A 25,530-nucleotide genomic window follows, 5' to 3' on the forward strand; every position below is an offset into this window, starting at 1 on the left:
CATCCGTCTCCTCGCGCCCGCGGCGCATAAAAAAGCCCCCGTTCGGCCAAGCGAAAGGGGGTCCTTCTCGTCCTGACCTCTTTAGCGGGTATGTTTTACGTGGCCCGCAATCCGGTAACAAATCGCCACGAAAGATGCTCCGCATGTACGCTCGCAGGTGGTCTCCGTCAAGCTGTTGCAGCAGCGCCTCAGGTTATGGCCCCTTGCCTGTCCGGTGCCAGCTGTGATCCTGTGGCAGATAGTATAACGGCAGGATTGACCTATGCAGGCAGCGCTTCAGCTCTACTATTGGCCCACCCCCAACGGCTGGAAAATCTCCATCGCGCTGGAGGAAATGGGCCTGCCCTATGACACCACCCTGATCGACATCACCAAGGGCGATCAATTCGCACCGGAGTTTCTGGCGCTGTCGCCCAACAACCGGATGCCCGCGATCACCGACCCCGACGGGCCCGGCGGCGCGCCACTGTCGCTGTTCGAAAGCGGCGCGATCCTGATGTATCTGGCCCGCAAGACCGGCCGGTTCTACGGCAGCAATGAACGGGCACGGCTGGCGGTGGACCAGTGGCTGATGTGGCAGATGGGCGGGCTTGGGCCGATGGCGGGTCAGGCGCATCACTTCCTGAAATACGCGCCCGAGCCGCTGCCCTATGCGCAGGACCGCTACCGAAACGAGGTGGCGCGGCTCTACGGCGTGCTGGACCGGCAGCTGGCGGACAATGAATATGTCGCCGGGCCGGACATCAGCATTGCCGACATGGCGATCTGGCCCTGGGCCTCTTTGTGGGAGGGCCAGCAGCAGACCCTCGACGACAAGCCGAACATGGCCCGCTGGCTGGAGCAGATGTGGTCCCGCCCCGGTGTCATCGCCGGGCGGGCGCTGCATGCCGACCTGCGCGGCGATCGCTCCGACACCAGGGCGCAGCAGGTGCTCTTCGGCAAGTGACCGATTTGGGTCATCGGCCCCGGGCAGCGGCACGCGCCGACGCAGCCCGCCACAGGCGGGCTGCCATGCCCAAGGCCTGTGGCCTCATCGCCGATGAGGCCAGGGCGCGGGAGCGCTCCCCTGTTGCGGGCTACTCCGCCGGACCGGTGTTTTCCTCGTCCTCGTCCGGCCCGTATTTCTGAAACAGCGGCCCCTGGAACATGAAGAAGCCGAACATCGCAATCGGCAGGCCGAAGGTTTTGAAGTAGACCCAAGCCTCTTCGCTCTGGAAGCGCCAGATCAGCTCATTCGCGACCGCCAGCGCAAAGAAGAAGGCGCACAGGCGGCGGGTCAGGATCATCCAGCCCTCCTGCTCCAGCGGCATCACCTCTTCCATCACCACCTTCAGCCAGCTTTGGCCGCGCAACAGGCCGATACCCAGCAACCCGCCAAACAGCAGGTACAGCATGGTCGGCTTCATCTTGATAAAACGGTCATCGTTGAACCAGACCGACATGCCGCCGAACAGCACCACCAGCACCAGCGTGGCAAATTGCATCCGCGACAGATGCCCGGTCAGCTTCCACAGCGCCAGGGTGGAGGCCACCATCAGCGGGATGAAGGCCGCTGTGATGACGATGAAGCCCTTGTACTCCTCGCCGCCGATCACAAAGATCTCGTCTTTCAGCTTTAGATAGCCGATGAAGAACAGCACAACCGGACCAAATTCCAGTATCATCTTCAGCGTCGGGTTGATCTGTCGTGCGGCCATCTGGCGTCCTGTCCTGTCTGTTGCGGCGGCGGCGCTCAGCCGCCCATTTCCACTATCACGGCGCCCAGCGCGATCAAAGCCATCAGGGCAATGCGGCGCGGCCCAACGGTCTCTTTCAGCACCAGCCAGCCGATCAGCGCGGCAAACACGGTGGAGGTCTCGCGCAGCACCGCCGCCTCGCCCACCTTGTCCAGCCGTGTCGCCAGCATCACCGACCCGAAGGAGGCAAAGGCCACCAGCCCGCCGAAAAAGCCCTTGATCATCAGCGGCCCCGGGGCGGGGGTGACCTCCATCCGCCGCCAGCGGGCCAGCGCTATGAAAGGAAACACCAGCCCGTCGATCATGAAGAACCACGCAAGGAAGGTGAAAGGATCGGCCGTGGCGCGGATGCCATAGGCGTCATAGGTGGTGTAAAGCGCCACGAACAGGCCGGTGATCACCGCCAGCACCAGCGCAATCCCCAACGTGTCGCGCGCCGCGGTCAGGAAAATGAAGTTGTAGACCGCCAGCCCGAAGATCCCCGCCAGAAGCACACCGACACCCAGCCACTGGGTGCCGGTGAAGGTCTCGCCGAACAGCCAATAGGCACCAATCACCGTGAACAGTGGCCCGGTGCCGCGCACCACGGGGTAGACAACCGTATAGGCGCCCTTGGTATAGGCCAGCGCCTGAAACAGCTTGTACAGCAGATGGATCACAAAGGCGCCGAGGAAGATCACCCACATGTGGGGTTCCGGCCAGGGCACCACGAACAGCGCAAATGGGGCTGCCATCAGGCAATAGAAGAAATCGATCGCCCCGCGCGACAGCCAGGGATCATGCCGCCCCTTCTGCAGCGCGCCGAAGACCGCATGCAGGAAGGCCGCCGACAGCGCCAGGATCAGGGCCATCTGATGCCCGGCCTCGGTGCCCTCGAGGGAGATCAGCCAATCGCTCAAATCAAATACCTTTGTTCACGCCGCATCAGCCGGGCGTTTTCCTTACCGGTTGCCCGGAGGAATTGTCCGGCAAGAGGAAAACCGGATCAGGATTTCTCCAGACCGGTCAGGGCGGCAGCAAATTCCTCGGGGTCAAAAGGCGCCAGATCGTCGATCTGCTCGCCGACGCCGATCGCGTGGATCGGCAGGCCGAACTTGTCCGCCAGCGCCACCAGCACGCCGCCTTTGGCAGTGCCGTCCAGCTTGGTCATGACCAGGCCCGAGACATCCGCCAGCTGGCGGAAGGTGCCAACCTGGCTCAGCGCGTTCTGGCCCGTGGTGGCATCCAGCACCAAGAGGGTGTTGTGCGGCGCGGTCTCGTCCTTTTTGCGGATCACGCGGACGATCTTGGCCAGCTCCTCCATCAGGTCAGCGCGGTTCTGCAACCGGCCTGCGGTGTCGATCATCAGCAGGTCGGCGCCCTCTTCTTGCGCGCGTGTCATCGCGTCAAACGCGAGGCTCGCAGGGTCGGAGCCTTCCGGCGCGGTCAGCACCGGCACGCCTGCGCGTTCCCCCCAGACCTGCAATTGTTCGACGGCTGCGGCCCGGAACGTGTCGCCCGCGGCGATCACCACCTTCTTGCCCGCACCCTTGAACTGGCTGGCCAGCTTGCCGATGGTGGTGGTCTTGCCGGAGCCGTTGACGCCCACCACCAGCACCACCTGCGGGCGTTTGGCATAAAGAGGCATCGGCCTGGCCACCGGCTCCATGATGCGGGCGACCTCCTGTGCCAGCAGTTCCTTGATTTCGCGGCTCGACACCCGCTTGCCCATGCGCCCCTCCGCCAGGTTGGCGGTGACGCGCAGCGCCGTGTCCACCCCCATGTCGGCGGCGATCAGCAGCTCTTCCAGCTGCTCCAGCATGTCGTCATCCAGCGCCCGGCGCGGCTCCGCGGTGGTGCCGCGACCGATCAGGCGGCCCAGCAAGCCGGGAGAGGATTTTTCCGGCTCCGGCGCAGCGGCAGGCGCTTGCGGCGTGGCCGCGGCTGGGGCTGGGGCCGGTTCCGGCTCGGGCGCAGCCTCTGGTTCAGGCAGTGGCGACGGCACAGGCGCGGGCGCGGGCTGTTCCGGCGTGACCGCTGGCGCGTCTGCCAGCGTTTGCGCGGCGTGGTCCGCGCCGCTGTCGGCGCCCTCCTCGACGATGGCGTCCAGGCCCTGCTCCAGCTTCGACGAGGATTTGAACAGCCGGTCTTTGAGCTTTGAGAAAAACGCCATCTGGGTCTGCGCTCCGGAATTGCTACGGGGTTGATCCCTCACCTACTGCGGAAATCCGCCGAGTGCAAAGTGCAAGGCGCGTGCAAACCGCGAAAATGCAGCACCGCCCGCCGCCGCGGCGGTCTTTCCTGACATAGCCCTTGGTTCGGTGCCCTGGCCTCTGGCACAGTGAAGGCATGCGTTGTCACCCGCTGATTCCCCTGCTCGCCGCGCTGGCGGTGCCGATGGCCGCCCCCGGCGCTGGCCGTGCTGCCGAGGCGCTGAGCGCCGAAGCCTTTGACCGCTACACGCAGGGCCGCACGCTGTTTTATGGCTTTGGCGGCGACATGTACGGGGTCGAACGTTACCTGCCGGGGCGGCGGGTGATCTGGTCCTTCCTCGACGGGCGATGCCAGGAAGGCCACTGGTACGAGGACGCGGGCCATATCTGCTTTGTCTATGAAGACCGCACCGACCCGCAGTGCTGGCGCTTTGAACTGGGCGCACAGGGGCTGACGGCGCAGTTCGAAAACGACCCCGCCGCAACCGAGCTGTATGAGGCCGAGGACATCGGCGAGGAGATGCTGTGCCTTGGCCCCGACGTCGGCGTCTGAGGCAGGCGCCGGGATCTGAGTATTCTGACCAGAAAGAAACCAGCGCGCGCTAGAGCAGCGAGCCCTGATCGCCGCCGCCCTTGCGATCGGTCTGCGCGTCCGCGCCCGGCTGCGCGGTCACGTACAGCGCACCGTCGGCAAACTCGATCTGCAACGGGCCCGCTGCGGCGGCCGCGATCCGGGTCGTCACCACATCACCCCCTGCGCGCACCACCGCATAGCCACGCTGCAACGTGGCCTTGTAGCTGAGGATCTCCAGCTGTCGCCCGGTTGCTGCGAGGTTTTGGCGCTGACGCTCAATGCGCTGGGACTGGGCGGCATCCAGCCGCTGCGCCAGTCGGCCCAAGGCGTCCTTTTGCGCCGTCATCTCGCGCTGGATCGGGCGCAGGCTGAGGCGCGAGGACAGGTTTTGCAGCCGGTTTCGCCGCCCCTCAACCAGCTGGCGCAGGGTGGACGGGCGCAAACTGGCTGCGGTTTCGCTCAGATGTAGCCGACGGCGCTGCACGCCGGAAATCAGCGCGCCTGGCAGCCGGTCGGCAACCCGGTCCAGCCGCTGGCGCGGAGTTTCCAGCAACGTGTCGGGCTTGGGCAGCGCGCGCGACAGGTCGTTCAGCCGCTGGCGGCGCAGCTGCACCGCCTGCCCTGCCGCCCGTGTCAGCCGCGCGCCCTGATTCTCCATCCACGCCATCAGCTCCAGCCGCACCGGTACCGCCAGCTCCGCCGCCGCCGTCGGCGTCGGCGCGCGGCGATCAGAGACGAAGTCGATCAATGTGGTGTCGGTCTCATGCCCAACCGCTGAAATCAGCGGAATGTGCGAGGCGGCCGCAGCACGGGCCACGATTTCCTCGTTGAAGCCCCACAGGTCCTCGATCGAGCCACCGCCGCGGGCCACGATGATCAGATCCGGCCGCGGCAGCGCACCGCCCGGTGTCAGCCGGTTGAAGCCTTCGATGGCCCGGGCCACCTCGGGCGCGCTGTTCTGCCCTTGGACAGCGACCGGCCAGACCAGCACCTTGCGCGGGAAGCGGTCGCGCAGACGGTGCAGAATATCGCGGATCACGGCGCCGGAGGGCGAGGTCACCACGCCAATGATCTGCGGCAGATAGGGCAGCGGCTTTTTCCGTTCCGGCGCAAACAGCCCCTCGGCTTCCAGCTGCTTTTTGCGTTTCTCCAGCAGCGCCATCAGCGCGCCCTGCCCCGCAACCGCGACCTCATCCACGTTCATGTTATATTTCGACTGCGCGCCAAAGGCGGTCAGCCGGCCGGTCACCACCACCTCCAGCCCTTCCTCCGGCACCACGGACAGGCCGCTGATCTGCCCCTTCCAGCTGGTGCAGGCCAGCACCGAGCGGTCATCCTTGATGTCATAATAGAGATGACCTGAGCGCGCCTTGAACACCCGGCCCACCTCTCCCTTCACGCGGATGCGGCCGAAGGTGCCCTCCAGCGTGCGCTTCACCTCGCCGGAAATTTCGGAGACGGTGAATTCGGGGGCGTTCTGCCCGGGCTGGGGATCGTCAAACAGGTCGGACATCGGGGCTGCTCTCCTGCGGCTTTCGGCCGGTCTTGTTTTGAAGTCGCGCGCAGCATAGAACCCGCGGCAAGCAAGGCAAGCCCCGGCTGACGCCGGGGAGCCTCAGGGCTCAGGCAGATCGGAGAATGCGCCAATGAACATCCTTATCCTCGGCAGCGGCGGGCGTGAACATGCACTGGCCTGGGCCGTGATGCAGAATCCCAAATGCGACAAACTGATCGTGGCGCCGGGCAACGCAGGGATAGCGCAGATCGCCGATTGCGCCGCGCTGGACATCGAAAATGGCACCGCCGTGGCGAGTTTCGCAGAGGAAAACGCCATCGATTTCGTCATCATCGGCCCCGAGGCCCCGCTGGCCGCGGGTGTCGCCGACCGACTGCGCGCCGCCGGTATCCTGGTGTTCGGCCCGTCCGAGGCGGCAGCCAGGCTCGAAGCTTCCAAGAGCTTCACCAAAGAGGTCTGCGATGCGGCCGGTGCCCCCACCGCCGCCTACGGCCACTTCACCGACGCCGAAGCCGCCAAGGCACATGTGCGCGCAACCGGCACCCCCACCGTGGTCAAGGCGGACGGGCTGGCGGCCGGCAAGGGCGTCATCATTGCAATGAGCGAGGACGAGGCCCTCGCCGCCATTGACGACATGTTCGGCGGGGCCTTCGGCGGGGCCGGCGCCGAGGTGGTGATCGAAGAGTTCATGGAAGGCGAAGAAGCCTCCCTGTTTGTGCTGGTCGATGGCGAGGACGTGCTGGCCATCGGCTCGGCGCAGGACCACAAACGGGTGGGCGAAGGCGACACCGGCCCCAACACAGGTGGCATGGGCGCCTATTCCCCGGCCCCGGTGCTGTCGGCAGAGATCGAGGCAAAGGCGATGGAAGAGATCGTGAAGCCCACGATGCGGGTGATGGCCGAGCGCGGCATGCCCTATCAAGGGGTGCTCTACGCCGGTCTGATGATCAAGGACGGCCAACCGCGGCTGGTGGAATACAACGTCCGCTTTGGCGATCCTGAATGCCAGGTGCTGATGATGCGGCTCGGCGCACAGGCGCTGGACCTGATGCACGCTGCCGCCCAGGGTCGTCTGGCCGAGGCGCAGGTAAACTGGGCCGACGACCATGCGATCACCGTCGTACTGGCCGCCGAAGGCTATCCGGGCGCTTACGAAAAAGGCACCGAGATCAGGGGGCTGGACGCACTGCCCGAGGACAGCAGCAACATGGTATTTCACGCAGGCACCAAGGCCGAGGGCGGCAAGATCCTGGCCATTGGCGGCCGGGTGCTGAATGTCACCGCCCGCGGCGCCACCCTGCAGGAAGCCCGCGACCGGGCCTATGACATGGTGGATGGCGTTGACTGGCCGCAAGGCTTTTTCCGCCGCGACATCGGCTGGCGTGCGCTCTGATCTCCGCCGACTGTGGCAACCGGGCCGGCCGCGTGTCGGCGGCCTGGCGCAGCCGCCTTCGCGGGCTTGGCCGCGGGTCTGCGCGTCGGGTTCTGGGCGGGCGGCGCCCGCACCGGCACCGCCGGGCGGACCCGCTACTGGATCATCAGAGGTTCAGCTCGCTCAGCATCAGGAACCGGCGGCGGAACTGGTCCATCAGATCGGTTTCCAGATAATCCGCCGGGTGGGTGGTGCCGAAGGCCGAGTACGAGCGATCCCTCAGCTCGACCAACTGGCGTTCAATGTCCAATTGGGCAAAGCCTGACGGCAGCGCCAGCGCCGTCTCGAACACCGTGCGCAGCGGCGGCGAGCCCATGATGTTGTACCAATGGGCATCCTCGCTGCCGCCCGCGTCCACAACACCCTGCATCTCGCGCTCAAAGGCCAACGCCAGTCGCATGTTGGAATCGGACTCGCCAATCTGAATCTCGAACTGGCGGTCTTGGTAAAGTTCCACCAGCTCCGACGCGAAGCCTTCCGGGTAGAGCAGCCCGGGATCCCCCTTGTTAAAGGAAAACGCCTCTGTCATCGCCCGCAGCCCGGTGTCGTAGTGCAGGTTGATAAAGGAAATCTCGTCTGACAGATCGGAATCCATCGCCTTGATGACGGTGTCGAAATCATCCTCGCGGCGGCTTTGGCCGAACAGGTCCAGCGTCGCTGCGAACAGATCGAGATCATAAACCAGTTCCCGCGCCTCGGTCAGATCGGGTGCCTTGTCGCCGATCTCCTGCACGAAAATGTCCAACTTGCTGACATGCTCAGGCCAACCGTTCTGAAATGCGTCGGCAAAGTCGCGATAGGCAAGGTTCTCAGTCTGATTGACGAAAGAATTCGGATCGTCCAGGTCCGATTCCAGCACTTGGCGCAGGTAATCCTCGCCCCGGTCGCTGACATAGAACAGGTCCAGCGAATGCGCCAGCAGGTCCGGGTTGTGCAGCAATTGGTCCGGGCTGGTGAAGGTATTGATGTCAGGCCAGCCAAAGCCGAAAGCCTCCGACGCGGTGCGGTAACGCGTGTCCTCCAACTGGTTCACAAAAGAGTCCGGATCGGTGGTGTCCGAGTTGAACACCCGCAACAGGAAGTCCGGGTTGGTGCTCTCCAGATCGAAGGTTTCGACCACCGCGTTCAGCAGCTGTTCGTCCGCCAGCAGATCTTCGGCGCTGGCCAGACCATCGGGATGTTTGCCGTATTCAGCCAGCAGCGACTGGATGCTGTTGTCATAAACCGGCGGTGCGGCAAAATTGAACTGGGCGGCAAAATCGGCGAATTTCGGATTGCTCAGCTTGTTGGCAAAGGACTCCGGGTCATTCAGGTCCGACTCCAGCACCTTCTGCAGGAAGAACTGATTGTTCTCCATCCCCTCCAGCCCGACGTTCTCCAACGCCTTGCGCAGCAGCGTGCCATTGGACAGCAAATCGTCCGGCGTGGTGATGCCGACAAACTCTGAGCCCGCGCGCGCGCTCGGCAGCTGTGGCCCGTCATCGCTGCCAAAGCCAAAAGTGGTGGCCAGCGCCAGATAGCGGGTGTCGTTCAGCCGGTTCACAAAGGATGTGGAATCATTGATGTCCGACTCCAGAACCTGCTTCAGATAGGCGCGGTTGCCGATATCCTCATCCAGGCCAAAGGCGCCCAGCGTCACCTTCAAAAGGTTGTAGTCATCCAGCAGTTCATCGGCGTTTTCAACCGTGGTGATCCGCTGGCTGAAATCCTCCACCTCGCGGTTCATCACAGGAGATTTCTCGAAAACCTCCTGTTGTTGGTCGCGGGTCCGCTGCAGGAAAGTCCATCCGCTGATCCCGGTGCCCAGCACATAGGGTGTAAAACTCACGCGCAGTCTCCTGTGATTCCGGTCCGGGCCAGCGGCCGCCGGGGTCTGATCAGGGATCACGCTACGCCAAGGTGGTGAAGAAATCGCAAACGGCGGCGCAGTGTTGGGCTCAGGTGGCTGCGCCATTTGCGGCATCCGGGGGCTCCCGCCGGGCCGCACCCATCTATCGATGGCCCGTGCCCGTTGGGCCCGGCGCCGCGCCCGGGCGCGGCGCGGTGGCGCGTCACTGGCAGTGCAGTGCCTGCCGCAGCCCGATATCCGGCCGGAACGGCCCCAGGTCCTGGCTGCGGATCTCCCCGTCGCGCAGGCTAAGCCCCTGGATCCGTCGCCAGTCGCCGCTGGGCACCACCAGTTCCGCGCCCGCACCGCAGTCCCGGATACCCGAGGTGATTGCCGCATCGCCAATGCGGTGATTGCTGAGCCCCGCGCGGCTGGCCACCTCGGTCAGCTTGCCGTCCCGAAACCGCCAGATGCGCAGGGTCCTGGCCAGATGCGGCCGGTCGACATAGGCGATCTCGACATGCCCGTCGCCATCCAGATCCGCCGCGCCAATGGGGGCCAGCCAGCGGAAGGGCTGGCCAATGGGCGGTGTTTCCGCGATCACCGCCACGGTGCTGCCCGACGGGTGATCCGCATTGGCGACCTCATCCCAGATGCGCAACGCAGCGCCGGTGTCGAAATAGGAAATTACTGTGATCACCTCGGGCGTGCCGTCACTGTCCAGATCTGCCAGCCGCGGCGCGGTGTCCTCGTAGACAGCACGCGTGGCCGTGGCCGCAATCCGCCGACCGCCGCTGAGCTGGACCTCCAGCCCGGCGTATTCACCGCCGGGCAGCACCCCATGGCCATAGGCTGCCGTGGGCGCGACATACCGGGCCGACAGGATCTCTGCCGCAACCGGGGCCGCAGGCGCCAGCCCGGCCAGCCACAGGCACACCAGCCCCCGCGCGCGGCGGGTACAGCGGGGCCGCTGGCGCCAGGGCAGACGCCGCGCCACCGCCCCCGCGGGCATCAGATCTGCTTTTCGGGCATCTGCACGACCAGCCCGTCCAGTGCGTCGGTCACCTTGATCTGGCAGGTCAGCCTTGAGCGCGCCGGGTCCGGCTCAAAGGCGAAATCCAGCATGTCCTCTTCCATGTCGTCCTTGGCGGGCAGCTTTTCCACCCAGTCCGGTGCGATATACACATGGCAGGTCGAACAGGCACAGGCACCGCCGCAATCGGCCTCGATGCCGGGGATGTTGTTGTCACGCGCGCCTTCCATCACGGTCAGCCCGTTGGCCACATCCACCACATGTTCGGTGCCGTTGTGCTCGATGTAAGTGATCTTTGCCATTTGCAGCTCTCTTCCCTTTTCCGGTACTTGCAGGACTGTGTAGCCAAGCCCCCGCAGCGGTGCCAGCCCCAATTGCGCCACAGGCCGCCACGGCTGGACTTCCCAGTCGACATGTTCTACCTTTGTTCCAATCCCTCCCCTGCCGCCAGGCCGCTCCCCAATGTCCGCACCGCGCTCTCTCTCCGCTTTGGCCAGCCCCGCACACGACTCGCCGCCCGCGCCTGCCGTGCCCCCCTGGCCACGGCCGCCGCACGCCCTGCCTGCCGCCCGGCTGGCAGACCCGCCCCAGGATGCCCGCGTCACCGTGGCCGGGCTGGTGATCCTGCGCCAGCGCCCCGGCACCGCCAAGGGGGTGATCTTTGTCACGCTTGAGGATGAGACCGGCGTGGTCAATGTGATCGTCTGGCGCAACATCTACGAGGCTTTTCGCCGGGCGGTGATCTCCGGGCGGCTGCTGCGCGTCACCGGGCGGTTGCAGCGGGCCCATTCCGTCAGCCATGTGATCGCCGAGAACGTCGAGGACATCTCACCGATGCTGGACCTGTTGCTGGCGGAACAGAGCCGCGAGGATGATCCCGCCTTTGCGCCGCCCGCGGATGTGGGCTAACCTGCCGCCAAATCAACAGCGCCCCCCACGGGCCGAGGCACCAGGGCATGATCCCATCCGAATTCAACAGCTCCCGTCGGATCCGGGCTGCGGCGCGACTGGCGTCCCTGGCGTCGGCGTTGACCCTGCTGGCCGCCTGCATGCCTGCGCCCTCGGCTGGCGAGATGGCGCACAGCGGACGCTATGCCCCGGCCGGCGCACCGCCCGACAGCTGCTGGAGCCGTCACACCACCCCCGCCGTGGTCGAGACCAGCACCCGCCAGGTGCTGGCCGAACCGGCGCAGCTGGACGTCAGCGGCCGGATCACCCGCCCCGCCCGCTTTCGCACAGAGACTAGCCAGGAAATCGTCACCCCGCGCCGTACGCATTGGATCGAAATCCCCTGCCCGCAGATGATGACCCCCGCCTTCATCCGCACCCTCCAGCGCGCCCTGACCGTACGCGGGCTGTACCGCGGCCCGGTCCACGGACGCATGGATCGCGCCACCCGCCTCGCCGTGCAACGCTACCAGGCGCCGCTGGGGCTGGACAGCGGCACCCTGTCGCTGGTCTCCGCGCGCAAGCTGGGGCTGGTGGCTGTGGCGGGCTAGACGCAGGACCAGCGCCGCCGCAGATGTGCGGTTTTCCGCCGATCTCCGTTCTGTTATGGTCACGACAAGACGGGACACCCCGTGCCCGCCCCAGAGGGATGGAACCAACACATGCTGAAGACCCGCCTGCCCGACACAGGTTTCCTGTCCGGCGCGTCCGGCCCGCTCAGGCGCATGCTGGAGAGTCAGGCCAGCGAGATCCGGCTGCACTCCGGCGAGATACTGTTCGAACAGGGCGATCCGGGAGATGCGCTTTACGCCATCGTCGAAGGCTCCCTTGAACTTTCGGTTCTGTCCGCTTCCGGTCGCAAACTGTCGCTGGACATGATCCGCCCCGGCGCGGTGTTTGGCGAAATCACCCTGTTCGATCCGGGCGAGCGCACGGCCACCGCCATCGCCACCGAACCCAGCCTGGTGCTGCGGCTGCGCAGCGGCGATGTACTGGAACAGATCCGCCGCCATCCCGATCTCGCCGCCGACCTGCTGCGTCTGGCCGGGCAGCGCATGCGCTGGATGAACAACCAACTCAACGAGCAGGTGTTTCTGCCGATGCCGGTGCGCCTCGCGCGGAAGCTGATGTATCTGGCGCCTGAAACCAGCGACGGCCGGGTATCGCTGTCGCAGGCGGAGCTGGCGGAATTTGTCGGCGCCACCCGCGAGGCCGTGTCCAAGACGCTGGCCAGCTGGAAGCGCAACGGGCTGGTCAGCATCAGCCGCGGCGGCGTGCAAATACTTGATCGCACCGCGCTGGCGGTGCTGGCGGAACCGGAATCGATTTGACCCGCCTGCAAGGTGGTCAAATGTCTGCCCACCGACGGCAATTTTGCGTGTTCTGTAATCCCGGTTACAGAAGCCCGTCATCGGCACTGACATAACCGCCGCACAGGCAGTCATTATCCGTTCCATCCCAATGGCTGCCGATCCCCGCAAGAGCCATGTGCCCGCCAGCACATGGCTCTTTTTTCCGTCCTGCCCCCGACGCAGTTTGCAGGCATTCACGCCCAGCGCAGGGGCACGAAAAAAGGCCGGGCATTGAGCCCGGCCTTCTCATGCATGCGCCTGACATTGGCGCGGCGGATCAATCGCCCAGGTTCAGCGCCACAAACCGCGGCTCGCCAGCACGGCGCACCAGCAACAGCAGCGACTTGCGGCCAGCTTCCTCGGCCTCGGCCACGCGCTCTTCCAGCTCTGCAATCGCGGCGACCTTCTGCTGGCCCGCCTCGGTGATCACATCGCCCGCGCGCAGGCCTTTTTCCCAGGCTTCGGAGGATTCATCCACCGACAGGATCGCCAGCCCCTGCACGTCGTCTGCCACGCCCAGCTCGCCGCGCATCTGATCGGTCAGCACGCCGACAGTCAGCCCCAGAACCTCGGTCTCGGACGTATCCGGTGTGCTGCCATTGTCATCGGGGCGGGACGAGCCGCGTTCGGCGTCCTCACGGCGGCCCAGCGTCACCCGCAGGGTCTCGGTCTTGCCCTCGCGGTAGACCACCACCCGCACGGTCTTGCCGACCTCCGCGTTGCCAACCTGGCGCACCAGGGCGCGGGTGTCCTGCACATCAACCCCGTCAAAGCTGACGATCACGTCACCGGCCAGCACGCCCGCTTCCTTGGCCGGACCTTCCGGCACATCTGTCACCAGCGCGCCACGGACCTTTTCAAGGCCAATCGCCTCCGCCAGATCGCCATCCACATCCTGGATCTTCACGCCCAGCCAGCCCCGGCGGGTCTCGCCGTATTCCTTCAGCTGCTCGACCACCTTGACCACCACGTTGGAGGCCATCGAAAAGCCGATGCCGATGGAGCCGCCATTGGGCGACAGGATCGCGGTGTTCACGCCAACCACGTCGCCGTCCATGTTGAACAGCGGCCCGCCGGAGTTGCCCCGGTTGATCGCCGCATCGGTCTGGATGTAGTCGTCATAGGAACCGGACAGCTCGCGGTTGCGCGCCGAAACGATCCCCGCCGACAGCGAGAATCCCTGCCCCAGCGGGTTGCCCATCGCAACCACCCAGTCGCCAACGCGGGCGGTGTCGCTGTCGCCGAACTTGACGAATTTCAACGGCATCGACGCCTCGACCTTCAGCAGCGCAATGTCGGTGTTGGGATCGGTGCCGATCACCTTGGCCGGCACCAGCTCCTTGGGCTGCCCCTTCCCCGGAAAGAACTCGATCTCGATCTCGTCCGCGCCTTCGATCACGTGATTGTTGGTGACGATATAGCCATCCTCGGAAATCACGAAACCCGATCCCAGCGCGGAGGACCGGCGCGGCGGCGCCCCATTGCTGTTGCGATCCTGAAACTCGCGGAAGAAATCCTCGAACGGAGAGCCTTCGGGAACGATGCCCTGCGGGCCGGTGCGCCCCTCGACCACGGTGGTGGTGGTGATGTTGACCACGGCCGGGCTGACCCGGTCAGCCAGCGGCGCCAGGCTTTCGGGTCGGGCCAGCGCGGTGACGGCCTGCATCAGCAGCACCGCCATGCTGAGAACGGCCAGCGCAGCCAAGCGCACCAACGCCCCCCGCCCGCTCGCCTTGCCATAAGTTACACTTGCCTTTGGCTGCACGGAATTACTCCTTGTCATTTCTCGAACCTGCGTCCCGTCCGTGCCAGGGCAACATTCGCCCGGCCCCGCAGGACTCGTGTGGGACCAATGTAGGAACTTACACCAACCTCGCAACAAATGTTGCAGCCGATCAACTGTCTGTGAGCGGTTTTCCCGCGCCCCGCCGCCCCGGCTCGGCCGCACGAGCGCTCAAACCCCGATGCGCAGGGCCAGCCAGACCAGAATCAGCCCCAACGCCAGTGCCGCAAGCCCGGCGTTGCGGCGCTGATCCTCGCGCAGAGCGCGCAGCATTTCCAGCAGCCGCTCCACAAGCGAAGGGGCCAGTGCGTACACCAGCCCCTCTGCAATCAATACCAACCCGAGGGCCAGGAGGATGAACCCCATTACTGGCCAGCCGCCTTGCCGTCAGACGATTTCAGGTAGTTGAAGAAATCGGAATCCGGCGACAGCACCATCGAGGAATTGTTCCCCTGCAAGGCGCCGACATAGGCGTTGAGGCTGCGGTAGAATTCAAAGAACTCCGGATCCGCGCCATAGGCCTCAGCAAAGATCGCGTTGCGCTCTGCGTCGGCTTCACCACGGATAACCTCGGCTTCACGCTCGGCTTCCGACACCAGCTCGACCTCGGTCCGGTCGGCCTGGGCACGGACACGCTGCGCGGCTTCTTCACCACGGGCAATCTCGTCCGCCGCTTCCCGCTCGCGCTCGGCGCGCATCCGGGCAAAGGTCGCCTCGAGGTTGGCCTGCGGCAGATCGGTGCGCTTCAGCCGCACATCAATCACTTCCAGCCCCAGCTGCCGGGCCTGGGTGATTGCTCCGTTGCGGATGCGCAGCATCAGCGCGGCCCGGTCCGAGGACAGGATATCATTGGAGCTGACCGACCCCAGCACCTCGCGGGTCTGGGCCCGCATGATCTTGTCGAGGCGCGATTCCGCGGCGGCGATGCCGCCCCCGCCGACCGCCTGACGGAAGGTATCCACATTGGCGATGCGGTAGCGCGAGAACGCATCCACGATGAGGCGGCGGTCGTCCAGCGGCGTGACTTCCAGCGGCCCCACTTCCAGGCTCAGGATGCGGTCGTCGTAGCGAACCACGTTATCCACCACTGGCAGTTTGAACGCCAAGCCCGGGGTTTCCTTGACGTCGACCACCCGGCCGAAGCGCAGGACCAGGGCCTTTTCCCGTTCGTCCACGATGAAGATCGCTGACAGTGCGGCAATTGCCGCAATCACCAGGACCGGCAGAATAAGAGTAGATTTCCGCATCAGTTATCCTCCGTCCGGCGCAGTTCATTGAGCGGCAGATAAGGCACGACGGCCTGGCCACCTTCGCCGGTGGTGTCATCCAGGATGATCTTGTCCACTCCGCTCAGCACTTGTTCCATAGTCTCCAGATAAAGGCGTTTACGGGTCACTTCTGGCGCTTTCTGGTATTCCCCCAGAACTGCGCTGAAGCGACTGGCCTCACCCTGGGCTTCGTTCACCACCTGAGCGCGGTAGGCCTCGGCCTCTTCCAGCGTCTGCGCGGCTTGGCCGCGGGCGCCTGCCAGCTTGCGGTTGGCATAGGCATCAGCCTGCTTTTCCAGTCGGTCACGCTCTTGGCCGGCGGACTGCACTTCGCGGAAGGCGTCCTTGACCGGCTCTGGCGGATCGGCACCGTCAAAGTTCACCCGGACGATGTTCACACCACTGTTGTAGCTGTCGAGCGTCGACTGGATCAGTTCTTCCAGCCGGGCGGTGATGGCCCCACGGTCGCGGTTCAGGATCGGTGCCAGCTCGGACTGGGCGATGATCTCGCGCATGGCGGATTCCGACACCGCATTGATTGTGCTGCGCGGATTGGCCAGGTTGAACAGGTATTTCGCGGGGTCGGAGACGTTCCAAACCACCTGGAAATCCACGTCGATGATGTTTTCATCGCCGGTCAGCATCAGCCCGGCCTCGCCGATCCGTGCACCGGAGCCGATGTTTTCGGTCTGCTCGACCCGCACCGGGATCACCTCATAGCTGACCAGCGGCCAGGGCGCAAAGTTCAGACCCGGCTGGCCGGTTTCCATGTATTCGCCCAGGAACAGCTCCACCGATTGTTCTTCCGGCTTGACGGTATAGACACTTGCAAAGCCCCACAGGACCACCGCCGCCACCGCGGCCAGACCCAGCGTGCCCTTGGTAAACAGCGGCGCACCGCCACCGGCACCACCGCCGCGACCACCCCGGCCACCGCCGGAACCGCCGCGTCCGCCCATCAGGACGCGCAGCTGTTCCTGGCCTTTCTTGACCAGCTCATCGATCTCGGGGATCTGGGGATCTTCCGGCTTGCGGCCACCGCCGCCGCCGTTGTTACCGCCATTGTTACCCCGATTGCCTCCTCCGCCACCAGAGGAACCACCGCCCCCCCATGGGCCACCGCTATTGCCAGCCATCTGTCTCCTATCCGTTTGCTGCCCCGCCCGTGTCTTCACGGGGCGCGGCATGTGTGTTCAACTGTTGCCAGCCCGCGCTCAGGTGCTGCGGACCGGTGTTTTCAGTGTTACCAACTCTTCCGACATTGTCGGATGCACCGCAACCGTGCGGTCGAAATCTTCTTTGGTCGCACCCATCTTTACGGCGATTCCCGCCAGCTGGATCATCTCGCCTGCCGACGGTGCGACAATATGGCAGCCCAGCACCTTGCGGCTGGCCTTGGACACGATCAGCTTCATCAGCACCCGTTGGGCACGGCCCGCAAAGGCCTGCTGCATCGGTTTGAACGACGTCGCGTAGACCTCCACCGGCTCCTGCTCGGATGCCTTTTCCTCGGTCAGGCCGATTGTGCCCATCTCCGGCTGGGTGAAAATCGCCGTCGGGATCAGATCGTGGTCGGGACTGGTGGGATTGCCCTTGAACACGGTCTCGACAAAGGCCATTGCCTCGCGGATCGCCACCGGTGTCAGCTGCACCCGGTCGGTTACATCGCCAATCGCATAGACCGACGGCACCGAGGTCTGACTGTATTCATCCACGACGATCTCCCCCTTGCGGCCGCGCTCCACGCCGACCTCCTCCAGCCCGAGGTTATCGGCATTGGGATGGCGACCGGTGGCATACATCACCTTGTCGAACAGGCGTTCCTGACCATTGGTGGATTTCACCCAGATCTGGTCGCCTTCCTTGCGCATCTCCAGCACGTTGGTGCCCAGGTGGACATCAATGCCAGCGTTGCACATTTCTTCGGAGATCAACCCGCGCGCCTCGTCGTCAAAGCCGCGCAGGATCTGCGCGCCGCGGTAAAACTGCGTGGTATTGACGCCCAGCCCGTTCAGGATGCCGGCAAATTCGCTGGCGATATAGCCGCCGCCGACGATCAGGATGCTTTCGGGCAGCTTGTCCAGATGGAAGATCTCATTCGAGGTGATCGCCAGTTCCGAGCCCGGAAATTCCGGCACAGAGGGCCAGCCGCCGGTCGCCACCAGAATGTGCTTGGCGGACTTGCGGGTGCCGTCGGCCAGCTCAACGGTGTGGGCATCGGCCAGCTTGGCGCGGCTGTCGAAGGTCTCGACGCCGCTGTTCTTCAGCAGGTTGCGGTAGATGCCTTCCAAACGGTCCAGCTCGCCATGCAACTTGGTCTTGAAGGCATCCCAGTCAAAGCCGCCCGCCTGGATGTCCCAGCCATAGGCCTGCGCGTCCTCCACCATGCTGGAATATTCGCTGGCAAAGACCATCAGCTTTTTCGGCACGCAGCCGCGGATCACGCAGGTGCCGCCATAGCGGTCTTCCTCGGCCAGCGCCACCTTGGCGCCCTCCTGTGCTGCGACGCGCGCCGCGCGCACCCCGCCGGAACCGCCACCGATGACAAACAGATCGTAATCAAAGCTCATGAAGTTCTGCCCTTTGCATGTCCTGTGCAGGTGTATCCCATAACGGACCACCAAACGCCATATGCGCAAGTGGGCGTTATTGCGCGGCTTTCAACCTTTTGCAGCGGATTTGCACGAGAGTGTGAGGCGAATGGACCCGCGGCGCTGTCGGGCGCAGAGGGCAATGGCTGTCCGGGAGGCGAAAACGAAGTGCCCGCCTGTGGGCGCAACGGTCACTGCCCGGCCTTCGGCCCCGACGGCGCATTCACAACTGCGCGTCACTCCGCCAGATCGGCAAACAGATTGTCTTCCTCGGCAAACTCCAGCTTGTCCTTCTCCACCGTGCCCGCGTTGATGTCGCGCACCTCGACGCGGCCGTCGCCATGGCCGATCACCACCGTGTCGCAGATATCGATGAACAGCCCGTTCTCGATCACCCCGGGGATCTGGTTCAGCACCAGCGCCAGCTGGCGCGGATTGCCAATGCGGTTGAGGTGCAGATCCAGGATGTAATTGCCTTCATCCGTCACGAAAGGCGCGTCCCCGTTCATCCGCAGCGTCGTCGTGCGCCCCATCACATCCATCGACACCAGCGTCTCCTCGATCAGCACCTGGCTGCTCTGCCAGCCGAACGGCAGCACCTCCAGCGGCAGTGGGAAGGCGCCCAGACGCTCCACCGATTTACTGGCGTCAGCAATCACCACCATCTGGTCCGAGGCGGTGGCGACGATCTTTTCCTGCAAATGCGCGCCGCCGCCGCCCTTGATCAGGTTCAGGTCGGCGTCGAACTCATCCGCGCCGTCGATGGTGATGTCCAGCCATTTGGCCTCGTCCAGCGACACCACCTTGATGCCCACATCCCGCGCCAGTGCCGCGGTGCGGCTGGAGGTCGGCACCGCGGTGATCCGCAGCCCGTCCTCGCGCACCATCTCACCGAGACAGCGCACCAGCCAGGCAGCGGTGGAGCCGGTGCCCAGACCGACCCGCATGCCGTCCTCGACCATGCCGGCCGCCCGTTTGGCGGCCACGAATTTCGCCTTGTCGATGGGTGACAGTTCCCCGTTCATCGGCCTTTGCTCCCCGGTTATCGTCCTTGGCGGCGTTATACCGGCTTTGCCCGCCACAGGCGAGAGGCCGCGTGCGGGTGGCTGATCTGTTCCGTTTTCGCCGCCGCCTGCGCGGCCACTGGCCCTGACCGGACAGACGATGTAACAGATAAGGCGGGTTTCCTATTGGAAACGCCGGAAATGACCACGCCGACCCGCAGTTTACGACATATCCCTGCGGCATGACCAACGGACCGCACCCACAGCCATGACTGCCACCTATCGCCTGCACTACGCTCCTGACAACGCCTCGCTGGTGATCCGCCTGGCGCTGGAGGAGATGGCCCTGCCGTATGAAACGGTGCTGGTCGACCGCCGTGCGCGGGCACAGGACAGTGCGGCCTACCGCGCGCTGAACCCCGGCGGGCTGATCCCGGTGCTGGAAACCCCGGACGGGCCGCTGTTTGAAACCGCCGCGATCCTGCTTTGGCTGGCTGACCGCCACAGCGCCATGGCGCCCGCCCCCGACAGCCCCCAGCGCGCCGCCTTTCTGAAATGGCTGTTCTTTGCCTCCAACACGCTGCACGCGGATCTGCGCATGCTGTTCTATCCCGGCACATACATCGGCGCCGCCCAGCCCCATCAGACCCAGCTGCAAGCGACGCTGCGCCAGCGGCTGCATCAGCACCTGACCAGCCTCGACCACGCCGCCGCCGAGCGGCCTGCATGGCTGGGCGCCCCGCTGCCCTCGGTGCTGGACTGCTACCTGGCCTGTCTGCTGCGCTGGATGGCGCTCTATCCGGCGGACAGCGACCGCAGCTGGTTCGATCTTGCCGCCTATCCGGCGCTGCAACGGCTGTGTGCCGGGCTGGAAAGCCGCCCCGCCGTGGCCTGCGCGCAACAGGCCGAAGGCCTTGGCGCGCACCCGTTCACAAATCCCACTCACGCCAATCCCCCAGAAGGATCAGCCACCTGATGTTTCTCTCTGTCTTCGACATGTTCAAGGTCGGCATCGGCCCGTCGTCCTCGCACACCATGGGCCCGATGGTGGCCGCTGCGCGCTTTCTCGACATGATGCGCGCCTCGCCCTTTGAATTTCACGGGCTGCGCGCCTCGCTGCATGGCTCGCTGGCCTTCACCGGGGTGGGCCACGCCACCGACCGCGCCACCATTCTCGGCCTTGGCGGTTTCACCCCCGAAGATTACGACGACGAAAAGGCCGAGGCCTTCCTGGCCGCATTGGCCGAGACCCGCAGCATGCAGCCCGAGGGGCTGAACCCGCTGCGCTTCGACCCCAAGACCGACATGATCTTCGATTACGATACCACCCTGCCCGGCCACGCCAACGGCATGGTGCTGATGGCCACCGATGCGCAGGGCGACGTGATCCTGCGACAGGTGTTCTATTCCATCGGCGGCGGCTTTGTCGTCACCGAGGAAGAGCTTGCCGCAGGCAAGGCCACGGATGAGGGCGCGCCGGTGCCCTACCCGTTCAAATCCGCCGCCGAGATGCTGGAGATGGCCAAAGCCAGCGGCAAATCGATCGCCGAGATGAAACGCGCCAACGAGATCGCCCGCGGCTGCTCCGAAAGCCTGTCCAAGGGCACCGCCCGCATCTGGCAAGTGATGAACGACTGCATCAACCGCGGGCTGGAACGCGATGGCATCCTGCCCGGCGGCTTGAACGTGCGCCGTCGCGCCAAGGGCATTTACGAGGCCCTGATGGCAGAGCGCGGCAACAACCAGAACGCACCGCACACCATCAACGACTGGATGAGCGTCTATGCCATGGCGGTGAACGAGGAAAACGCGGCCGGCGGTCAGGTGGTCACTGCGCCGACCAATGGCGCGGCCGGGACCCTGCCGGCAGTCATCCGCTATTATCTCGACCATGTGCCGGGCGCCTCCGAATCCCACGTCGAGGATTTCCTGCTGACCGCCGCCGCCATTGCGGGCCTTGTGAAATACAACGCCTCCATCTCCGGCGCTGAGGCCGGCTGCCAGGCGGAGGTCGGCTCTGCCGCCGCCATGTCCGCAGCAGGCTTGTGCGCCGTGATGGGCGGCACGCCGGAACAGGTTGAAAACGCGGCTGAAATCGCGCTGGAACATCACCTCGGCATGACCTGCGATCCGGTCAAAGGCCTGGTGCAGGTGCCCTGCATCGAACGCAACGGGCTGGCCGCGATCAAGGCGGTCTCGGCGGCGTCATTGGCGCTGCGCGGCGACGGTCAGCACTTCGTGCCGCTGGATGCGGTGATCGAGACCATGCGCCAGACCGGCGAGGACATGCACGAAAAGTACAAGGAAACCTCGCTCGGCGGACTGGCCGTGAACGTGCCGAACTGTTGACGCGACGCCGCACAGTCACACGACACAAGCCTCGCGCCTGATCTTGGGAGGGCGCGCCTCACCATCCCGGGGGGAAGGTCAGGCGCGGGGCGTGGCGCTGCGCGCCACTCCCCAGAACTTATCGCAACCTCCCCTTGCATCCCCCTGCACGCCCGCCTAGCGTCGCGCCATGACACAGGATCGCCCCCTCCTCGGCATCGCCCTGATGCTGGGCTTCTGCGTGACCATTCCGGTCTGCGACGCCATCGCCAAGCTGCTGGGGGACTATATCCCCGTGGGGCAGATCGTCTTTGCCCGCTTCGCCTTTCAGGCCGCGCTGCTGCTGCCGCTGGCGGTTCTGTTGCGCAATTCGCTGCGGCTGCCGCGCCATGTGCTGCCCTATCTGCTGCTGCGCACCCTGCTGCAAATGGGCGGGGTGGCCGCGATGTTCACCGCCTTCAAACACCTGCCGCTGGCCGATGCGGTTGCGATTGCCTTTGTGATGCCCTTCATCATGCTGCTGCTGGGCAAATATGTGCTCGGCGAAGACGTCGGCCTGCGCCGTCTTGGCGCCTGCGTGGTCGGCTTCACCGGCACGCTGCTGGTAATCCAGCCCAGCTTTGCCGCCGTTGGCCTGCACGCGCTGTGGCCGGTCCTGGTGGCGCTGATCTTTGCCCTGTTCATGCTGGTCACCCGCAAGATCGCCAAGCACACCCAACCGGTATCGCTCCAGGCTGTCTCGGGCCTGATCGCCACCGTGCTGATGCTGCCCGTCCTGTGGTACGGCGACGCCGCCAGCCTGCCCGGACTGGCGCTGGACATGCCCCCGGCCCACACTTGGAATTTGCTGATTGCCACCGGCGTCATGGGCACGCTGGCACATCTGCTGATGACCTGGAGCCTGCGTTACGCCCCCACCTCCACCCTGGCCTCAATGCAATATCTGGAGATCCCGGTGGCAGTCTTTGTCGGTTGGTGGATCTTTGGCGACCTGCCCAATGCACTGGCCAGCCTTGGTATCCTGCTGACCATCACCGCCGGGCTTTATGCGGTCATGCGTGAACACCGCACCAGCGCCGCCGCAGCCGCCGCCGCGCGCACCATCAATCCCGCCTGATCTGCCCCAGAACATCCGCCAACAGACGGCGCGGCACGATCACCAGCAACCCCGCGCCCTCCGGCGCCAGCCGCACCGCCCCCAGGGCACGGTTCGAGGTGCCGATCCGCCCCATGGGTGACATCTCCAGGCCGTCAACCGGCCACGCCAACCCCTCGGATCGCGCTTGCACCGGCTGCATCGGAAACAGCGACACCACCTCCCCTGCACGGGTCGGCAGTTCAACCGCGCGGGTCAGGTGGAAAATCACCTCACGCTCGCCCAGCAGCACACAAGGGGACTTATGCCCTTGCACCAGGGTGTTGAAGGCCGCCAGTTGGTGATCCACCCGCGCGCCCAGAAACCCCACCGCCAGCACCGCAGGTGCCAGTATGCTGCGCAGCGCCTTGTCGAAATCGGTGCTTTCCTGCTCGGCCACCTCATGCAGGCATCCGGCGGGCAGCCGGGCCTGCACAGCCTCGGGCAGCGAATCGAAATCACCGATCACCGCCTCCGGCATCCGCCCCGCCGCCAGCACCGCCTGCGCACCGCCATCCGCCGCCGCCAGCCGCGGCGCCAGCGCCAGCGCCGCTGCCAGCGCGTCCGGCGTCACCACACCGCCCCCGACCAGGGTAACTGGTTCTGATACGTCAACAATATGGGCGGTCATGGGCGGTATTCCTGGCGGTTTTGGAAACAGGTCACATTCTGAACACAAAATGATACGATCTATTGCACGGATTCGAGCAAAATTGGTCCTTCCAGCCAATATGGTGAACGGGAGCAACTGTGGCGAGGACGAGCGAGCTGATGGTACAAAACAACAAAGTCCTGACTGTCTCCTATGGGACCTTTTCCTGCACATTGGAAGGGTTCGAGGATTCCTTCGGCACGATGAAGGCCATCGCAGAGTATTTTCGCGACCTGGCCTCGGATGACCGCTACTTCGGGGCCGAACCGCCGCAGCCGGACGCCGATATGCTGGCCCGTATCGCCCAGCGCGAGATCGCCCGCCAGGTCGAGGCCCGCACCAGCGACGGCGGCATCCACCTGCGCGCCGCAGCCGCCCTTGCCGCAACCCCGGAGGCCCCCGCCACCGCGCCGCCCCAGGCGGGAGCGCCCGCAGCCACACCCTCGCCTGCCGCCTATCTGGCCACCGAACGCCCGGCGCAGACGGTCGCACCGGCAGCCGCCACCCCGCCCACACCAGAAACCACCCGCGCCGATGAAGCGGATGACGCGGATGCCGCCCCCGCCGCCGCGGACGAGATGATCGCGGCAGAGCTGGCCGAGGCTGAAGCAGAGGCGCGAACCGCCGCAACAGAGATCGCCGAAGCCGAAGCCGAAGCCGAAGCCGAAGCCGAAGCCGAAGCCGAAGCCGAAGCCGAAGCCGAAGCCGAAGCCGAAGCCGAAGATACCATCGCCGCCGTGCTGGCGGGCGCAAGCACCCCCGACACCGAAACGCCGGACGAGGCGGCGGCACAGCCCGACACCTCCGCCGCGCCAGAGCGCGACGAGGCGCCCGCGCCCGACAGCATTGCCGCCAAACTGCAACGCATCCGGGCCGTCGTCGCCCGCACCCCCGAAGAGGACTTCTCCGAGGACGAACACGCCGACGATGTTCTGGAAAACGCCGCCGCCGACATCACAAGCGCGCTGCAAGACGGTGATGACACGGACACGCCGGACTTTGACGACGAAGGCGACGACGAGATCGAACGCGCCTTGGACCGTCTCGACATTGGCCGCGCCGCATCCCGCGAAACCGCACCCGCCGCTGGCCCCGTGTCTACCCCCCTGGACGACTCCGAACCCGAGGCCGAACCGGAGGCAGTGCCCGCTGCCGCGCCGGCCCGCGTGCGGATCGCCAAGGTAAAGCGCGCCGATTTTGAACAGGCCGTCGCCTCAGGCCAGCTGGAGGAAACCCCCGAGCCCGCCGACCATGCGCCCGCAGCCGACACAGCGCAGTCCGAGTCCGAACTCTCCGAGGAAGACGAGGCCGACCTGATGCGCGAGCTGGCCGAGGTCGAAGCCGAAATCCTCGCCGCCGCGCAACAGCCGCAGGACCCGCCGCAGCTGCAGCCGTCCGCTGCCGCTACGGCCGAGCTGCCCGACAGCGATGTCTCGCGGCTGATGGCCGCCGCCGACGAACGGCTGGAAGAACCCGAATCAGCCTCCTCGCGCGAGGCGTACAGCCACCTGCGCGCCGCGGCCGCCGCGGCCAAGGCCGGCGCGGCTGACGGCACCGGCGATGACGAGGCCAAACCCTACCGCGAGGACCTGGCCAGCGTGGTGCGTCCGCGCCGCCCCGAACCGCGCGCCGCCTCGCAGGACGGCGGCTCCGACCGACCGCGCATCGCGGTCAGCCGCCCGGCCCCGCTGAAACTGGTGGCCGAACAGCGCATTGACGAAACCAGCCAGCCACAGCAGCCGGTGCGCCCGCGCCGCGTCTCCGCTGCGGTGCTGGACCAATCGCCCTCCAGCGACGGCGGCAGCAGCTTTGCCGATTACGCGCAGGAGCGCGGCGCGGCAGAACTGCATGACCTGCTGGAGGCCGCCGCCGCCTATCTCAGCTTCGTCGAAGGGCGCGATCATTTCTCCCGTCCGCAGCTGATGAACAAGGTGCGCAGCAGCGGCGCCGGTGACTTCAACCGCGAGGACGGGCTGCGCAGCTTTGGCCAGCTGCTGCGCGACGGCAAGATCGAACGCTCCGGCAACGGCAAATTCACCGCCTCCGGCGAGATCGGCTTTCAGCCCGGCAAACGCGCCGCAAGCTAAGCGCCGGAGAAACAAAGCAAAAAAGGCGGCCCCCAAGGCCGCCTTTTTTCGTTTTCGCACCACAGGCTGCG

General features: G+C 65.5%; 24 protein-coding genes and 1 riboswitch. Of the genes, 10 read left to right on the forward strand and 14 right to left on the reverse strand.

Features of this window, described 5'->3' with window-relative positions; genetic code table 11:
• Positions 1–60: 60 nt before the first annotated feature.
• Positions 61–139, reverse strand: a riboswitch (SAM riboswitch).
• Between the two features lie 123 nt (positions 140–262).
• Positions 263–946, forward strand: coding sequence for a glutathione S-transferase N-terminal domain-containing protein (locus AC0IPL_RS04795; RefSeq protein ID WP_474272506.1), 684 nt, complete (start codon positions 263–265; stop codon positions 944–946).
• A gap of 130 nt (positions 947–1,076) precedes the next feature.
• On the opposite strand, the gene AC0IPL_RS04800 is transcribed toward AC0IPL_RS04795, so the two are convergent.
• The 3 genes from AC0IPL_RS04800 to ftsY all read right to left on the reverse strand — a co-directional run bounded on the left by AC0IPL_RS04800 (position 1,077) and on the right by ftsY (position 3,888).
• Complete coding sequence (locus tag AC0IPL_RS04800; RefSeq protein WP_474272507.1) at positions 1,077–1,697, reverse strand: inner membrane-spanning protein YciB; 621 nt, start codon at positions 1,695–1,697, stop codon at positions 1,077–1,079.
• Between the two features lie 35 nt (positions 1,698–1,732).
• Positions 1,733–2,635 carry an EamA family transporter gene (locus tag AC0IPL_RS04805; RefSeq protein WP_474272508.1) on the reverse strand — a complete coding sequence of 301 codons (903 nt, stop codon included), beginning with the start codon at positions 2,633–2,635 and terminating at the stop codon, positions 1,733–1,735.
• Between the two features lie 86 nt (positions 2,636–2,721).
• Positions 2,722–3,888 (reverse strand): signal recognition particle-docking protein FtsY, encoded by a 1,167-nt coding sequence (gene ftsY, locus AC0IPL_RS04810; RefSeq protein WP_474272509.1) that lies wholly within the window; start codon positions 3,886–3,888, stop codon positions 2,722–2,724.
• A 176-nt stretch (positions 3,889–4,064) separates the two neighbouring features.
• Between ftsY and AC0IPL_RS04815 the strand changes: the two genes are divergently transcribed.
• Positions 4,065–4,481 (forward strand): hypothetical protein, encoded by a 417-nt coding sequence (locus tag AC0IPL_RS04815; RefSeq protein ID WP_474272510.1) that lies wholly within the window; start codon positions 4,065–4,067, stop codon positions 4,479–4,481.
• A 49-nt stretch (positions 4,482–4,530) separates the two neighbouring features.
• On the opposite strand, the gene xseA is transcribed toward AC0IPL_RS04815, so the two are convergent.
• Complete coding sequence (gene xseA, locus AC0IPL_RS04820; protein WP_474272511.1) at positions 4,531–6,015, reverse strand: exodeoxyribonuclease VII large subunit; 1,485 nt, start codon at positions 6,013–6,015, stop codon at positions 4,531–4,533.
• Positions 6,016–6,148: 133 nt separating this feature from the next.
• Between xseA and purD the strand changes: the two genes are divergently transcribed.
• Entirely contained in the window at positions 6,149–7,411 is a 1,263-nt protein-coding gene (gene purD / locus AC0IPL_RS04825; protein WP_474272512.1) for a phosphoribosylamine--glycine ligase, read from the forward strand.
• A gap of 145 nt (positions 7,412–7,556) precedes the next feature.
• On the opposite strand, the gene AC0IPL_RS04830 is transcribed toward purD, so the two are convergent.
• From AC0IPL_RS04830 to AC0IPL_RS04840, 3 genes are all read right to left on the reverse strand, one after another.
• The gene (locus AC0IPL_RS04830; protein WP_474272513.1) at positions 7,557–9,278 is read right to left on the reverse strand and encodes a DUF1217 domain-containing protein; all 1,722 of its coding nucleotides are present in this window, start codon (positions 9,276–9,278) and stop codon (positions 7,557–7,559) included.
• Between the two features lie 223 nt (positions 9,279–9,501).
• A complete protein-coding gene (locus AC0IPL_RS04835; RefSeq protein WP_474272514.1) occupies positions 9,502–10,290 on the reverse strand; it encodes a VCBS repeat-containing protein in 789 nt (262 codons plus the stop codon).
• Positions 10,290–10,613: a 2Fe-2S iron-sulfur cluster-binding protein gene (locus tag AC0IPL_RS04840; protein ID WP_474272515.1), complete on the reverse strand. Its 324-nt coding sequence runs from the start codon at positions 10,611–10,613 to the stop codon at positions 10,290–10,292. Before AC0IPL_RS04840 ends, AC0IPL_RS04835 begins: the two co-directional genes overlap by 1 nt.
• 160 nt (positions 10,614–10,773) lie before the next feature.
• On the opposite strand from AC0IPL_RS04840, the gene AC0IPL_RS04845 reads away from it, so the two are divergent.
• The 3 genes from AC0IPL_RS04845 to AC0IPL_RS04855 all read left to right on the forward strand — a co-directional run bounded on the left by AC0IPL_RS04845 (position 10,774) and on the right by AC0IPL_RS04855 (position 12,590).
• A complete protein-coding gene (locus AC0IPL_RS04845; RefSeq protein ID WP_474272516.1) occupies positions 10,774–11,220 on the forward strand; it encodes an OB-fold nucleic acid binding domain-containing protein in 447 nt (148 codons plus the stop codon).
• Positions 11,221–11,267: 47 nt separating this feature from the next.
• Complete coding sequence (locus tag AC0IPL_RS04850) at positions 11,268–11,810, forward strand: peptidoglycan-binding domain-containing protein (protein ID WP_474272517.1); 543 nt, start codon at positions 11,268–11,270, stop codon at positions 11,808–11,810.
• 111 nt (positions 11,811–11,921) lie between these two features.
• Positions 11,922–12,590, forward strand: coding sequence for a Crp/Fnr family transcriptional regulator (locus AC0IPL_RS04855; RefSeq protein WP_474272518.1), 669 nt, complete (start codon positions 11,922–11,924; stop codon positions 12,588–12,590).
• A gap of 298 nt (positions 12,591–12,888) precedes the next feature.
• Here AC0IPL_RS04855 and AC0IPL_RS04860 read toward each other — a convergent pair whose 3' ends face one another.
• The 6 genes from AC0IPL_RS04860 to rpiA all read right to left on the reverse strand — a co-directional run bounded on the left by AC0IPL_RS04860 (position 12,889) and on the right by rpiA (position 19,278).
• Complete coding sequence (locus AC0IPL_RS04860) at positions 12,889–14,292, reverse strand: Do family serine endopeptidase (protein ID WP_474272591.1); 1,404 nt, start codon at positions 14,290–14,292, stop codon at positions 12,889–12,891.
• A 273-nt stretch (positions 14,293–14,565) separates the two neighbouring features.
• On the reverse strand, positions 14,566–14,760 hold the full coding sequence (locus tag AC0IPL_RS04865) for a DUF2065 family protein (RefSeq protein ID WP_474272519.1): 195 nt from the start codon (positions 14,758–14,760) through the stop codon (positions 14,566–14,568).
• On the reverse strand, positions 14,760–15,641 hold the full coding sequence (hflC, locus tag AC0IPL_RS04870; RefSeq protein ID WP_474272520.1) for a protease modulator HflC: 882 nt from the start codon (positions 15,639–15,641) through the stop codon (positions 14,760–14,762). Before hflC ends, AC0IPL_RS04865 begins: the two co-directional genes overlap by 1 nt.
• Complete coding sequence (gene hflK, locus AC0IPL_RS04875) at positions 15,641–16,798, reverse strand: FtsH protease activity modulator HflK (protein WP_474272521.1); 1,158 nt, start codon at positions 16,796–16,798, stop codon at positions 15,641–15,643. The genes hflC and hflK overlap by 1 nt, the downstream gene beginning before the upstream one ends.
• A 78-nt stretch (positions 16,799–16,876) precedes the next feature.
• The gene (gene gor / locus AC0IPL_RS04880) at positions 16,877–18,232 is read right to left on the reverse strand and encodes a glutathione-disulfide reductase (protein ID WP_474272522.1); all 1,356 of its coding nucleotides are present in this window, start codon (positions 18,230–18,232) and stop codon (positions 16,877–16,879) included.
• 257 nt (positions 18,233–18,489) lie between these two features.
• Positions 18,490–19,278, reverse strand: a complete 789-nt coding sequence (rpiA, locus tag AC0IPL_RS04885) for a ribose-5-phosphate isomerase RpiA (RefSeq protein WP_474272523.1) — start codon at positions 19,276–19,278, stop codon at positions 18,490–18,492.
• Positions 19,279–19,525: 247 nt separating this feature from the next.
• Between rpiA and AC0IPL_RS04890 the strand changes: the two genes are divergently transcribed.
• The 3 genes from AC0IPL_RS04890 to AC0IPL_RS04900 all read left to right on the forward strand — a co-directional run bounded on the left by AC0IPL_RS04890 (position 19,526) and on the right by AC0IPL_RS04900 (position 22,702).
• Positions 19,526–20,233 carry a glutathione S-transferase family protein gene (locus AC0IPL_RS04890; RefSeq protein ID WP_474272524.1) on the forward strand — a complete coding sequence of 236 codons (708 nt, stop codon included), beginning with the start codon at positions 19,526–19,528 and terminating at the stop codon, positions 20,231–20,233.
• A complete protein-coding gene (locus AC0IPL_RS04895) occupies positions 20,233–21,606 on the forward strand; it encodes an L-serine ammonia-lyase (protein WP_474272525.1) in 1,374 nt (457 codons plus the stop codon). The genes AC0IPL_RS04890 and AC0IPL_RS04895 overlap by 1 nt, the downstream gene beginning before the upstream one ends.
• A gap of 169 nt (positions 21,607–21,775) precedes the next feature.
• A complete protein-coding gene (locus AC0IPL_RS04900) occupies positions 21,776–22,702 on the forward strand; it encodes a DMT family transporter (protein WP_474272526.1) in 927 nt (308 codons plus the stop codon).
• Here the strand turns inward: AC0IPL_RS04900 and AC0IPL_RS04905 are convergent.
• Positions 22,689–23,351, reverse strand: a complete 663-nt coding sequence (locus tag AC0IPL_RS04905; RefSeq protein ID WP_474272527.1) for a thiamine diphosphokinase — start codon at positions 23,349–23,351, stop codon at positions 22,689–22,691. The two genes, AC0IPL_RS04900 and AC0IPL_RS04905, sit on opposite strands and share 14 nt — an antisense overlap.
• Before the next feature lie 140 nt (positions 23,352–23,491).
• Here AC0IPL_RS04905 and AC0IPL_RS04910 point away from each other — a divergent pair, with 140 nt between their 5' ends.
• Complete coding sequence (locus tag AC0IPL_RS04910) at positions 23,492–25,459, forward strand: chemotaxis protein CheA (RefSeq protein ID WP_474272528.1); 1,968 nt, start codon at positions 23,492–23,494, stop codon at positions 25,457–25,459.
• The last annotated feature ends 71 nt before the right edge of the window (positions 25,460–25,530 follow it).

Source organism: Leisingera sp. SA32 (assembly GCF_056033425.1).